This is a genomic window from Pseudoclavibacter sp. RFBB5 (genome assembly GCF_002931555.1).
In the GTDB taxonomy this organism is placed as follows: Bacteria; Actinomycetota; Actinomycetes; order Actinomycetales; family Microbacteriaceae; genus Pseudoclavibacter.
In genome coordinates this window covers 183,095-195,007 of record NZ_PSTZ01000003.1, presented here as the reverse complement: position 1 = coordinate 195,007, position 11,913 = coordinate 183,095, and the positions used below count along the sequence as shown (strand labels likewise).

The 11,913-nt window shown below is 68.8% G+C and carries 13 protein-coding genes; 5 read left to right on the top strand and 8 right to left on the bottom strand.

The features are described 5' to 3' along the window. Positions 1-26 precede the first annotated feature (26 nt). From C5B97_RS04185 to C5B97_RS04175, 3 genes are all read right to left on the bottom strand, one after another. Positions 27-377 carry a glutaredoxin family protein gene (locus tag C5B97_RS04185; RefSeq protein WP_307852809.1) on the bottom strand — a complete coding sequence of 117 codons (351 nt, stop codon included), beginning with the start codon at positions 375-377 and terminating at the stop codon, positions 27-29. Positions 378-448: 71 nt separating this feature from the next. After that, entirely contained in the window at positions 449-547 is a 99-nt protein-coding gene (locus C5B97_RS04180; RefSeq protein WP_082775156.1) for an AURKAIP1/COX24 domain-containing protein, read from the bottom strand. A gap of 125 nt (positions 548-672) precedes the next feature. Next, positions 673-885: a helix-turn-helix domain-containing protein gene (locus C5B97_RS04175; protein WP_104254521.1), complete on the bottom strand. Its 213-nt coding sequence runs from the start codon at positions 883-885 to the stop codon at positions 673-675. 211 nt (positions 886-1,096) lie between these two features. Here C5B97_RS04175 and C5B97_RS04170 point away from each other — a divergent pair, with 211 nt between their 5' ends. Beyond that, on the top strand, positions 1,097-2,554 hold the full coding sequence (locus C5B97_RS04170; protein WP_104310872.1) for a TrkH family potassium uptake protein: 1,458 nt from the start codon (positions 1,097-1,099) through the stop codon (positions 2,552-2,554). Continuing rightward, the gene (locus C5B97_RS04165; protein ID WP_068478414.1) at positions 2,547-3,215 is read left to right on the top strand and encodes a TrkA family potassium uptake protein; all 669 of its coding nucleotides are present in this window, start codon (positions 2,547-2,549) and stop codon (positions 3,213-3,215) included. Before C5B97_RS04170 ends, C5B97_RS04165 begins: the two co-directional genes overlap by 8 nt. Here C5B97_RS04165 and C5B97_RS04160 read toward each other — a convergent pair. After that, positions 3,208-4,227: an Lrp/AsnC family transcriptional regulator gene (locus C5B97_RS04160; protein ID WP_181026898.1), complete on the bottom strand. Its 1,020-nt coding sequence runs from the start codon at positions 4,225-4,227 to the stop codon at positions 3,208-3,210. The genes C5B97_RS04165 and C5B97_RS04160 overlap by 8 nt on opposite strands. Positions 4,228-4,336: 109 nt before the next feature. Between C5B97_RS04160 and C5B97_RS04155 the strand changes: the two genes are divergently transcribed. Both C5B97_RS04155 and C5B97_RS04150 read left to right on the top strand, forming a co-directional pair. Then, positions 4,337-5,911, top strand: coding sequence for an AbgT family transporter (locus C5B97_RS04155; RefSeq protein WP_104310870.1), 1,575 nt, complete (start codon positions 4,337-4,339; stop codon positions 5,909-5,911). Positions 5,912-5,966: 55 nt separating this feature from the next. Continuing rightward, positions 5,967-7,166 (top strand): M20 family metallopeptidase, encoded by a 1,200-nt coding sequence (locus C5B97_RS04150; RefSeq protein ID WP_104310869.1) that lies wholly within the window; start codon positions 5,967-5,969, stop codon positions 7,164-7,166. 81 nt (positions 7,167-7,247) lie between these two features. Here the strand turns inward: C5B97_RS04150 and C5B97_RS04145 are convergent, their stop codons facing one another. From C5B97_RS04145 to proC, 3 genes are all read right to left on the bottom strand, one after another. Beyond that, a complete protein-coding gene (locus tag C5B97_RS04145; protein WP_104310868.1) occupies positions 7,248-8,477 on the bottom strand; it encodes a CPBP family intramembrane glutamic endopeptidase in 1,230 nt (409 codons plus the stop codon). Between the two features lie 90 nt (positions 8,478-8,567). After that, positions 8,568-10,121 (bottom strand): DnaJ domain-containing protein, encoded by a 1,554-nt coding sequence (locus tag C5B97_RS04140; protein WP_104310867.1) that lies wholly within the window; start codon positions 10,119-10,121, stop codon positions 8,568-8,570. 90 nt (positions 10,122-10,211) lie between these two features. After that, the gene (gene proC / locus C5B97_RS04135; RefSeq protein WP_104310866.1) at positions 10,212-11,051 is read right to left on the bottom strand and encodes a pyrroline-5-carboxylate reductase; all 840 of its coding nucleotides are present in this window, start codon (positions 11,049-11,051) and stop codon (positions 10,212-10,214) included. 114 nt (positions 11,052-11,165) lie between these two features. On the opposite strand from proC, the gene C5B97_RS04130 reads away from it, so the two are divergent. Then, the gene (locus C5B97_RS04130) at positions 11,166-11,465 is read left to right on the top strand and encodes a hypothetical protein (protein ID WP_146079215.1); all 300 of its coding nucleotides are present in this window, start codon (positions 11,166-11,168) and stop codon (positions 11,463-11,465) included. 18 nt (positions 11,466-11,483) lie between these two features. Here C5B97_RS04130 and C5B97_RS04125 read toward each other — a convergent pair whose 3' ends face one another. Further along, on the bottom strand, positions 11,484-11,909 hold the full coding sequence (locus C5B97_RS04125; RefSeq protein WP_104310971.1) for a nucleoside deaminase: 426 nt from the start codon (positions 11,907-11,909) through the stop codon (positions 11,484-11,486). Positions 11,910-11,913: the final 4 nt, after the last annotated feature.

Genomic DNA, 11,913 nt, shown 5'->3' with positions numbered 1-11,913 from the left:
CGGTCCCCCTCAGGCTCGGCCCGCGTTCACCCCCGGGCCGCGGCGGCAGACACCGCCGCATCCAACCGCTCGGGCTCGACGAACCACTGCGAATGCTGCACGCCATCGATCAGCACGACCGGGATGAGCTCGCCGAAGCGCTGCTGCAAGGCTGCGTCGTCCAGGATGCTCAGCACCGACAGCTCAGCGTCGTGGCGGGCGGCGACCTCCCGCACCACCGGCTCCGCGTCCTCGCAGAGGTGGCAGCCCGGCTTGCCCAGGAAGGTGATCGTCGGAACGCGTGCATCCGTCATGCCCTCGAGTCTCGCAGACACCACGCGGACGAGAGCGGTCTTGTGGTCGTCAAGACGCGCGGGAGCGACCACAAGCCCGCTCACGGCCAGAGCAAACCCGCGCCTTAACGCAGAAAACGCCTGACCCGAGGGCCCGGCGCTCTGCGTCGTCGCGACTACTTCTTGTTGCGACGCTGGTGGCGAGTCTTGCGAAGCAGCTTGCGGTGCTTCTTCTTCGCCATGCGCTTGCGGCGCTTCTTGACTACTGAACCCATAGGAACATCCTTTATCTACAAGTACGAGGTGCGCGCAGCGGTGGGCTGCGGCATCGCTGGCGCCAGCTTACACGTCACCTGGCGGTAACCCTGTGTTCGAAAGAAAACCCAGGGTCCAGCAGGACTCAAGCGGTGTGCTGACCGAACTCGTCACCGCGGCCGGACTGCTTGATGGCCTCGGAGACTGCCGACTCCGGCACCCGGAACGAGCGGCCGAACCGCACCGCGGGAAGTTCACCGGAGTGCACAAGTCGGTACACCGTCATCTTCGAGACCCGCATGAGCTCCGCCACCTCGGCAACGGTCAGGAACCGCACATCAGACAGGTCGTTTGCCATGTGTTGCAGCTCCAAGGTGACGGATGATCCGCGCGTTACGGAAGTGAAGTGAGTGTCAGTTGAATACCTTATGGCCCAGAGCACTGCAGAAACAAGGTGCAGAGCGAATCATCCCGTGCCACGTATTCGCGATTCCACGCGCGAGGAGTAGCATGACCGACGCCTCGCGCACGTGAGGCGTCGGTCGACTGTGCTGTGAAGTGGGGATGTGATGCGCACACCGCGGGCCTCGAGCATCCCCGCTCCCGTGGACACGGATGGGTTGCTGCGGCGCATCGTCTCCGCGGTCGGCCGGAAGATCGATGACTTCGCCCACCACACGCCGTCGCGGTTCGCGGTGATCATCTTCACGAGCATCATCCTGCTGTGGACGACGATCTACATGCTGCCGATCTCGTCCGCCGACGGAACGGTGACTCCGTTCCACGAGGCGCTCTTCACGGCGGTCTCGACGATCTGCGTCACGGGCCTCTCCGTGGTGGACATGGCGACGCACTGGTCCGGCTTCGGCCACTTCATGGTGTTCCTGGGCATGCAGGTCGGCGCGATCGGCGTGCTCACACTGGCGAGCATCATGGGCGCGATCGTCACCCGGCGCCTCGGCCTGCGGCAGAAGCTCGTCGCCGCCAGCGACAGCAACGCCCTGCGCACGCACGCTGGCCCGGTCTCCGAGTCGCAGGCCGTGAAGCTCGGCGACATCGGCGGCATCCTCGCGACGGTCGCGATCTCGCTCGTCATCATCGAGACGTTCATCGCGCTGCTCATCATCCCCCGCCTGCTCATCGCCGGGGAGCCGCTGTGGGATGCGATCCTCGACGGCTTCTTCTGGGCGACGTCCGCCTTCACCAACACGGGTTTCATGCCGACGAGCACCGGCATCGAGCCGTTCGCGACGGATGCGTGGATGCTCACCTGCCTCGCGACCGCAGTGTTCCTCGGCAGCCTCGGCTTCCCCGTCATCTTCGCGCTCACGCGCTGGGTGAAGACGAAGCAGCGCATCTCCGTGCACGTGAAGCTGACACTGTCCACGACCGTGCTGCTCTTCGTTCTCGGCGCGATCGCGATCTACGTCCTCGAAGGCGACAACCCCGCGACGATCGGGGCGCAGGAGCCCGTGTTCCGTCCGATGACGGCGGGCTTCATGTCCGCCATGACCCGCTCAGGCGGGTTCTCCACGATCGACCTCGCGAACGCCGACCCGGCCACGATGCTGGCGATGCAGATGCTCATGTTCGTGGGCGGTGGCAGTGCATCCACCGCTGGCGGCATCAAGGTCACCACGCTGGCCATCCTCTTCCTCGCCGCGTTCGCCGAGGCCAAGGGCGTCAACGACATCCAGGCGTTCGGTCGCCGCATCCCGAACGACGTTCTCCGCCTCGCCGTCAGCGTGACGCTGTGGGGCGCGACGATCGTGGCCGTCTCGTCCATCTCGCTCATGCACTTCGCCTCGGTGCCGTTCGACGAGGCGCTCTTCGAAGCGATCAGCGCGTTCGCGACCTGCGGCCTCTCCACGGGCCTCACCGGCGACCTGCCGGAGCAGGGCGCGTACATTCTCTCCATCACCATGTGGCTCGGCCGCGTCGGCACGGTCACCATGGCCGCAGCCCTCGCTTCCAGCGAGCACAAGCAGCTCTTCCGGCTGCCCGAAGAAAGGATCATCGTTGGGTGAGCCGATTCCACACAATGCGCCGGTGCTCGTCATCGGCCTCGGCCGATTCGGCGCCGCGACTGCGGGCCAGCTGCAGCGTCAGGGGCGAGAGGTGCTCGCGGTCGACACCGACGAGGGACTCGTCCAGAAGTGGGCGGAGCGGGTGACGCACGCCGTCCAGGCGGATGCGCGCAACATCGAGGCCCTACGGCAGATCGGCGCGCACGAGTTCGCGGTCGCCGTCGTCGCCGTCGGCACGTCGCTCGAGTCGAGCGTGCTCGTGACGGCGAACCTGTCCGACCTCAAGGTGCCGCAGATCTGGGCGAAGGCGATGTCGGCGACGCACGGCAAGATCCTCGGCCGCATCGGCGCGCACCACGTCATCTACCCGGAGCGCGAGGCCGGCGAGCGCATCGCGCACCTGCTCTCGGGTCGGATGCTCGACTTCATCCAGTTCGACGACGACTTCGTGCTCGTGAAGCTGTACCCGCCGAAGGCGATCCGCGGGGTGCCGCTCATGGAGTCCGGGGTGCGCACGAAGTACCGCGTGACGGTCGTCGGTGTGAAGAGCCCCGGCAAGCCGTTCACCTACGCGATGGCCGACACCGTGGTCTCGAACCACGACCTCGTGATCGTCTCGGGTTCAGCTTCCGACGTGGAGCGCTTCGCCGCCCTCACGTAGCCGCACCGTCAACCCAGGGCACGTGGCCGGTGCGGCGCTGGCTGCTGTCGAACACGTGCCCCATGCGCTTGCTGTAGTGGAGCATGATGCTGCGTTCGACGACCCGAACGTCGGCGTCCTGCACGATCTGCATCTCGACCTCTGGCGCTTCCGCCAACGAGCTCAGCCAGACGACGACGTACAGGTTCGCGCTGCCTCCCGCGAGCGCGGCGCACGCGCGCACGGACTGCCGCTGGCTGATGCGCGCGGCGGCCGCGTACAGGCGGCCGGCCGGGACGACCATCCACAGCACCAGCGAGTACGGCCAGCGGGGCTGCTCGAGCTGCACGTCGATGCGCTGCACGATGTGCCCGGACCGCACGGCGCGGTGCACGAACCGCCTCGCGTGCGCCTCAGAGACGCCGAGCGCTGACGCCAGCTCGCTGCTGGGCGCTCGTCCGTTGCGCTCGAGGATGCTGATGGCCTTCGCGAGGGCGGGCGAGAGCGGCGCGGCGGGGGACGTGCTGCCATCTCGGGCCTCCACCTGCCGGGAGGAGGCGCCGAACCCGGACCGCCAGTGCGAGCCATCCAGGAACATCCGCGTCACGAGCATGGTGCGCATGCGGGCGACGTCGGCATGCGAGGTCAGGCCGAGACGGAGGAACCGGCGCAGCTCGTGCACGTCCGGGACGAGGACGGTGAGCATGAGGTCGTGGTCGCCGGTGATCTCGGCGATCGTCACGACCCGCGGATGCGTGACGAAGGCCTCGATGACGGTCTCGACGGCCCCTGGTCGGCACTGCACCGCGACGATGGCGGTGACGACCCCGGAGTTCCAGCCGACGTGCGTCGTGACCCAGGCGGAATCGTCGGCCTGGAGCCGCTCCCAGCGGCGGCGGGCGGTGGGAGCGCTGACCCCGATGGTCTGACCGATCTGCGCCCACGGTGCGCGCGGATCCTCCTGCATGACGTCGATGAGCGCGAGGTCCGATTCGGACAGCACCGGGGACACTTCTCGCGTCTGGAGATCCATATCGAACATATTGGACCAATATCTGGCCCGATGCGACCACCGTAACAAAGCCGTAAAGCAGAATCAGAACACTCAGGACAGCGAAGTCCCCTCGAACATCGGAGTGCACATGACTCGGACTGACACCACGGAGCTGACGCTCGCGGAGGCGCCAGGGCTCAGCGGAAGGATGCTGCGCGGCGTTGAGCGCATCGGCAACCGACTCCCGCATCCGTTCTTCCTCTTCCTCATCCTCGCCGGCCTCGTCGCCATCGCGTCGGCCATCGCGGCAGGACTGGGGGCGAGCACCATCGACCCGGCGACGGGCGAGGTCATCCCCATCCGCAGCATCCTCTCGGCGGAGGGCCTCGTCTACGCGGTCTCGACGGCGATCGAGAACTTCATCACCTTCCCGCCGTTCGGCCTCATCATCACGGTCATGCTCGGCATCGGCGTCGCGGAGCGCACGGGCCTGCTGAGCACGTTCATGCGCGCCACGGTGCTCTCCGCGCCGAAGTGGGCCGTGACGTACGTGGTCGTCTTCGTGAGCCTCATGGGCAACCTGGCGTCGGACACGGCCGTCATCATCCTGCCCCCGCTCGCAGCCGCGGCCTTCCTCGCCGCGGGTCGGCACCCGCTCGCCGGGTTCATCACCGCGTACGCCGCCGTCATCGCCGGCTTCAGCGCGAACGTCGTCCCCGCTGGCACCGACGTGCTCATGTCGGGCATCACGACGAGCGCCGCCCAGATCGTCGACCCGGGCGCCGAGGTGTCGGTGCTCGCGAACTACTACTTCTTCGCGTCGTCGACCGTGATCCTGTCCATCACGATCACGTTCGTCTGCCAGCGGTTCCTCGAACCGAAGCTCGGCACGTACGTGCCCCCGGAGACGAAGCTCCTCCCGGGCTCGCTCACGCCGGACTCCACCACGAAGCCGGTCACCACCACGGAGCGTCGCGCGCTCCTCATCGCGGCGGTCGCGATCGTCGCCTACCTGGCTGTCCTCGTGGTCCTCCTCCTGCTGCCGGGTTCAGCCCTGCAGGGCGAGGGCGGCGCCATCCTGCGCTCGCCGTTCATGTCGAGCATCCCCATCTTCATCCTCTTCATGTTCCTCATCGGCGGCATCACGTACGGCGTCATCGCAGGAACCCTCACGAGCTGGGCGCAGATCCCCAGCATGATGACGGATGCGGTCAAGGAGCTCGTGCCGTTCATCGTCGTCATCTTCACGGCGGCCCAGGCCATCGCCTGGTTCTCGTGGTCGCAGATCGGCCTGCTCCTCGCCACCGGCGGGGCGGACGCGATGGAGGCGACAGGGCTCGGCGGCATCGGCGGCCTCATGATCTTCAGCGTCTTCGTGTTCGTCCCCGCGCTGCTGCTCACGAGCGGGTCCGCACTGTGGACCCTGCTCGCGCCGATCTTCGTGCCCATGTTCATGCTCAACGGCGTCGACCCCGCTTACGTGCAGGCTGCGTTCCGCATCACCGACTCGGCTTCGAACCCGCTCGTGCCGATGAACCCGCTGCTCCCGGTCGTCCTCGGCCTCATGCAGAAGTGGGCGCCGAAGGGCGGCCTCGGCACCCTGTTCAGCCTGGTCATGCCGTTCACGATCGCGATCTGGGGCGTCTGGCTGCTGCAGCTGCTGGTGTGGGGCCTCTTCGAGCTGCCCGTCGGCCCCGGCCATTCCCTCATGATGGGCGGCTGATCTGCGCGCCCGTCGACCCGACTCCGACCCCGAACCAAGTGGAGGAACACCGAATATGAACATCCGCACCGACCACGTGCCCGCCATCGTCGACGAGCTCGGCGCACACCTGCCGGCCCGACTGCCCCTGCTCGTCGACGTCGCCGCCGACCTGCACGCCAACCCGGAGATCCGCTTCACCGAGGTGCACGCCGCGGCGCGGCTCACGTCCGAGCTCGAGTCGGCCGGGTTCGCGGTCGAACGCGGGTTCGCGGGCCTCGACACGGCATTCGTCGGCCGCTGGTCGACCCCGGATGCGGGCGACGAGACCCCCACGATCGCCGTGTTCTGCGAGTACGACGCCCTCGAGGGCATCGGCCACGCCTGCGGACACAACATCATCGCGGCCAGCGGGCTCGGCGCGGGGATCCTGCTGAAGGACGCGCTCACGGCCACCCCCGGGACCCCTGCGCACCTGGTCGTGATCGGCAGCCCAGGCGAAGAGGGGGCCGCTGGCAAGGTCCCGATGATCGAGGGAGGGGTGCTGAACGGCATCGACCTCGCGATCATGGTGCATCCTGCGGCGACGAACACCGTCGGCGGCTCGACGCTGTCCCGGGTGGCGCTCGACGTCACGTTCACGGGGCGCGCCAGCCACGCTGCCGCGAGCCCGGAGCTGGGCATCAACGCGCTCGACGCCTCCACGCTGTCGCTGACGGCGATCGGCCTGCTGCGGCAGCAGCTGACCGACGATGCCCGCGTGCATGCCATCGTCACCGACGGTGGGCAGGCGCCCAACATCATTCCCGAGCGTGCGGCGCTTCGTATCTTCGTGCGCGCCAACGAGCGGGACCATCTGCTGGAGAACATCGTGCCCAGGGTGCGTGCCTGCTTCGAAGGTGCCGCGCTCGCGACGGGATCCTCGGTGCTGATCGAGGAGAACACCCCCGCCTACTACTCGCTCATCTCGAACCCGGTGCTCGCGGATCTCGCCCACTCGGCCTACGAGCGGATCGGGCGGCCGGTCACGGAGGAGCCCATCACCGGGTCCACCGACATGGGCAACGTCAGCCACGTCGTCCCGTCGATTCACCCGATGATCCAGCTCATCCCTGGCGGGGTCACCCACACGAGGGAGTTCGCCGAGGCCGCGGATGGTCCGAACGCCTCGGCGACCATCGCTGACGGGGCTCGGATGCTCGCGGCGACCGCCCTCGCCGTGTTCCGAGAACCGAGCCTCGCGGCCGAGGCGAAGCACGCGTTCGACGCCCGCTGACGCGGAGAAGCCCCTCGCGATGGACGCTGGTTCCATCTCGAGGGGCTTCGTCGTACCGGGGGTTCGGCCGAGCGACCGGCGCTACTCGGGACGCTGGTTCGTGCCAGCCGGCGGCGTCGAACCCGGCTGCGGCTGACCCTGGTTCGGGGCCTGGCCGTAGTGCTGGTTCGGCACCTGGCCGGGCTGCTGGCTCGCAGCCTGACCGTAGGCCTGATTCGGCGCGTCGCCGTAGGTCTGCATCGGCTGCTGCGCGGCCTGCTGTGCGAGTTGCGCCTGCTGCTGAGCGTGCAGTTCGTAGGCGGCCCGAGCCTCGGCCTCGCGACGCTGCTTCGCGGTGACGAGCGGGGCCGTCGTGGTCTCGATGCCGTCCTTCTTCGCACGCCAGATCACAAAGGCGGCGACGATGGCCAGGAACGCGGCCGGGAGGAGCATGATCGGTCCACCCGCACCCGCGGAGCGGTCGATGCCCTCGCTGAGCTGGCCGGTCAGCACGGCCGGGATGAACAGCATGACGTTGTTCGCAGAGTGGATGAGCACGGCGCTCTCGAGCCCGCCCGTGTACTTGACGGTGACCGACATGATCACGCCGAAGAAGAAGTAGTACCCGATGAGCCACCAGTCACCCGCGCCGTGCGCGAGGCAGAAGAGCGTCGCAGAGAGGGCGGTTCCGACGATGAAGGAAAGCTGCGGGCCAGCGAACCACGAGCCGGCCGCGCGCTGGAAGCCGCCGCGGGCCACGTACTCCTCGGAGGCGGCCTGGAAGGGCGTCGTGAGCAGCACGAAGACGAGCATGAGCATCGCCGTGCCATCGATGTTGAGCTCGGCGGGCTCGAGCAGGAACAGCGCGGCCGAGTAGACGGCGAAGACCGGAACGATCACCAGGGCGAGCTTGCGGAACCAGGCCCAGCGGAAGCGGCCGGTGACCGACGAGATGGTGCCCGGTCGGACGCCGAACAGCATCCGCTGGCCGAGGTAGGCCAGCGGGAGGAGCGCCGCGAGCGCGAGGTTGTTGGTGACGAAGATCGCGGGCGTCATGGGGATGACGCCACTCTCAACCGCGTCTCCGAGCGCCTCCGGGCTGAGTTCACCGGTGAGGGTGGAGATGAGGATGCCCACGGCGCCGATCGTCATGGACGTCACGAAGAAGCCGACGATGAGGAACGCGATGAAGAGGACGCCCCTCCACCACCCCTTCCCGCGGCCGATCGGGCTCAACGCGTGGTCGTACGTGAGTCTGCTGCTGCCGGAGGCGGACTGCTCGGTGAGCGGAGCACTGCCGGTCGGGGTCGGAGTCATGCTGTGGTTGCTCATGCTTCGACGCTACTCAGCGGTGGATGCCGTGGGATCGGTCGCACGAATGATTCCGTGGCGCTGTCTGTCGGCTGCGCGACGGAGGCCGGGTCAGCGCTTGTGCGCGATCAGGTCACGCAGCAGCAGCCGGTCGACCCGGTTGCCGTCGCCGGCGAGCCAGTCGCCGACTTCGCGCAGCAGCGACTCCGTCGTGGCGAGGCGAACTCGCTGCCAGGTGAGCGCGTTGTCGACCTCGAGGGGCCCCTCGCGTTCCGCGACGACCGTCATCCAGCCGCGAACCTCGGACATCTCCCCGAACAGCTCGTGGAAGCGCTCGACGGCGTGCGGGAACTCGGCCGCGGGTGAGGAGAAGGCGACGCCGTTGTGCGTGAGCTCACCGTCACGCGAGATGCCGTACGTGCCGGGCGCCCACAGCTCGTCGTTGACGAGCGCGACCCTGCGTCCGCTGACGATGGCGTGCGCGATCGAACCGGCATTCTGGCCGGGGACGCGCAGCCCGTGCACGACGCGAACGCCCGGGATGCGGAGAAGCTGAGCGAGCGGCTCGCCGACGGAGCGCTGGGCGAGGAAGGCGCGCATGGGGTTCGTTCCGCCGGCAGTGCCGCCCGCATCCATGGCCGTCTGGCCTGGTTCACCCCAGACCCGCCTGCCACCAGCGGCAGGCGGGGCTGACTCGTTCGCGAGCTGCACCAGCAGCCGTTCCCTGGTGACGGCGATGCGCCGCTGCGCGAGACTCGACCACGCGAAGTAGCCGGACACGGCCGCGGCGAGGTAGATGGCGGCCTGCACGAGCAGGCTCGCGAAGGCCGGGTTCTGCATGCCTGCCGTCGTGGCGAACAGGGACATGACGCCGAGGGTCGCCGACAGCACGCTCGCCGCGATGGCGATGACGAGGGTCGCGAGCCACATGGTCAGTGCCCAGCGATTCGCGCGGACCCTGAGCCGCAGGACGAGCCAGGCCGCGCTCAACCCCACGTAGAGGAGGACGGCGGGCCACATCGTCGGCTCCGCGCCAGGCCCGAACGTCGGAACGGTGAGCCGCGCGAGCGACACGTCGAGCACGAGGAGGAGGGCGCCGATGACGACGATGGCCGCGTGCACCGAGACTGCCGTCAGCTCGCGCCGCGTGAACGGACGCGGAGCGGCCGCCGCCGGCGGCCAGTACACGGGGTGCTCCGGCCAGCGCGTGCGGAACCAGGCCATGCGTCGGACGTCGAAGTTCTGGGCTGGGATGCGGGCAGGGGGCGGGGCGTCGCGGGTCGCGGGTTCCGCGTGCGCGCTGCGGCGCGGGGCTGAGGTGGCGGATTCCTTCGTCGCCCCGGAGCGAGGCGGCGTGCGGAATCGGCCGCCGCCACCCGCCGAGCGTCTGCTCGTCGGAGCCCATTGAGCTCGCTGCTGTGAGCGGACGCGGCGCGAGCCCCCGCCGGAGAGCCAGGCGTCATGCTCTCGGCGAGTGCTCTCCTCGGTGAGCACCTCGACCGCGAGGCGGACCCGCACGAAGTCGTCGGAGCTTCCACCGAGGTCGGGATGCGATTCCCGCTGCCTCGCGCGCCCGACTCGTCGGATCTCCTCCAACGACGCGCTGCGGGAGACGCCGAGCACGAGGTACAGGTCTTCCGTGAAGACATGCTTCCGACCGCTCATGGCCGCCCCTCCCGCTGTTCGTTCAAGTCATCAAGCCTACGCATCCCTGGCCCCACGGCCCGCCGCCGTGCGGGAGAAGCGTGGGGACGCTCAGGAGTTCTCCGCGGCGAGCTCGGCCGAGCGTCGCTGGTTGGCGGCGAACGCCCGCTCGAAGAGGCCCGCGAGGTCGCCGTCCTGCAGCTCGGCGACGGAGCGCTCGGTGGTGCCGTTGGGGCTGGTCACGCGCCGGCGCAGCTCGGCCGGTTCGGTGTCCGGGTCGCGGACGACCATGCCGACGGCCCCCTCGAACGTTCCGACCACCAGCTCCTTGGCGAGGTCTTCATCGAAGCCCAGGCGCTTCGTCGCTTCGAGGTACTGCTCGATCAGCAGGAAGACGTGCGCGGGCCCAGAGCCCGAGACAGCCGCGAGCGCGTCGATGCGGTCTTCGCCGACGGTGGCGACGCGTCCCACGCTCTCGAAGAGCGCGACCGCGACGGCGAGCGACTCCTCGCTGGTCGACGCGTTGGCGGCGAGACCCGTCACGCCGAGTCCGATGCTCGCGGGCGTGTTCGGCATCGATCGGACGATCTGGGAGCCCTCCGGCAGCCGGGCGGCCAGGCTCTCGAGGCGCACACCGGCCGCCACGGAGATGACCACGGCATCCGGCTTGAGCGAGGACGCGATCTCGTCGAGGAGCTCCCCGATGAGATAGGGCTTGACGCCCAGGACGACGACGTCCGCGCGCTCGACTGCGGCCAGGTTCGCCCGCGGGTCGTTCTCGAGCGCGGTCGTCGAGACCCGATCGTCGCGCTCAGCGGCGGCGGCCGAAGCCGCCGACCTCGTCGTGACGTGGACACGCGCGCCCTCGCCGAGGGGCGCATCCAGCAGCCCGCGCAGGATCGCGCCGTTCATGTTGCCGCCGCCGAGGAACGCGTATGTCAGTGCCGTCATACCCGGATTGTACGGATGCACCACCGACAACGCTCGAATGCAGCACCTGCTCTGACAGCCGTCAGGGTGGTCTCGGTATGCTGGCCGTTACTCGTCACCGTCGAAGGGGAACTCGTGCCGAATCCGGAACTCGCCGCACACATCCGCGAACTGCTGCTCGAAAACCCGCACGTGGGTGAAGTGCTCCAGGTGCGCAGCGTGGAAGTCGATGACCGAGTCACGCTCGTCGGCGTGCGCGTCTCCGTGCTGAACCTCCCCCAGGTGCTCGACCTTCCCCCCGTCCTCGCCCAGCTGCGCGCCCTCGTCCGTGAGGCGGCGCCTCACGCGGAGGCGATCTTCGTGGAGCCGGACGTGACGGAACGCCACAACGTGCACGTCAGCACCGAGTCGATCGTCATCCGCTCCGTCGACTAGCCGACAGCACTCGGGGAGTCAGTCACGGAAGAATCCCCGCACGAGGGCCGCGCATTCCACCTCGCGCACTCCCGCGATGACGACGGCGCGTTCTGGGAGCCGTCGATCGCGCACGAGGTCATAGCGCGACCCCACGGCACCCGCCTTGTCGTCCCAGGCACCGTAGACGAGGGTGCCGATGCGAGCGGAGAGGATCGCGCCCGCGCACATGGCGCACGGCTCGAGCGTGACGACGAGCGTGCATCCGTCGAGCCGCCACGTGCCGAGCCGTACAGCTGCGCGGCGCAGGGCGAGCACCTCGGCGTGACCCGTCGGGTCGCCGGTCAGCTCGCGCTCGTTGTGGGCCGTCGCGATGACGGCGCCGGATGCGTCGGTGACGACGGCCCCGATGGGCACGTCCTCGCTCGCGAGCGCCAGTTCGGCCTCGCCAAGGGCGATTCCCATGAGC

Excerpts from the sequence above, each read along its gene's own strand:
- C5B97_RS04180 (WP_082775156.1), bottom strand. The coding sequence starts at position 547 with ATGGGTTCAGTAGTCAAGAAGCGCCGCAAGCGCATGGCGAAGAAGAAG.
- C5B97_RS04175 (WP_104254521.1), bottom strand. The coding sequence starts at position 885 with ATGGCAAACGACCTGTCTGATGTGCGGTTCCTGACCGTTGCCGAGGTG.
- C5B97_RS04170 (WP_104310872.1), top strand. The coding sequence starts at position 1,097 with ATGCGCACACCGCGGGCCTCGAGCATCCCCGCTCCCGTGGACACGGAT.
- C5B97_RS04160 (WP_181026898.1), bottom strand. The coding sequence starts at position 4,227 with ATGGATCTCCAGACGCGAGAAGTGTCCCCGGTGCTGTCCGAATCGGAC.
- C5B97_RS04155 (WP_104310870.1), top strand. The coding sequence starts at position 4,337 with ATGACTCGGACTGACACCACGGAGCTGACGCTCGCGGAGGCGCCAGGG.
- C5B97_RS04150 (WP_104310869.1), top strand. The coding sequence starts at position 5,967 with ATGAACATCCGCACCGACCACGTGCCCGCCATCGTCGACGAGCTCGGC.
- C5B97_RS04145 (WP_104310868.1), bottom strand. The coding sequence starts at position 8,477 with ATGAGCAACCACAGCATGACTCCGACCCCGACCGGCAGTGCTCCGCTC.
- C5B97_RS04140 (WP_104310867.1), bottom strand. The coding sequence starts at position 10,121 with ATGAGCGGTCGGAAGCATGTCTTCACGGAAGACCTGTACCTCGTGCTC.
- proC (WP_104310866.1), bottom strand. The coding sequence starts at position 11,051 with ATGACGGCACTGACATACGCGTTCCTCGGCGGCGGCAACATGAACGGC.
- C5B97_RS04125 (WP_104310971.1), bottom strand. The coding sequence starts at position 11,909 with ATGGGAATCGCCCTTGGCGAGGCCGAACTGGCGCTCGCGAGCGAGGAC.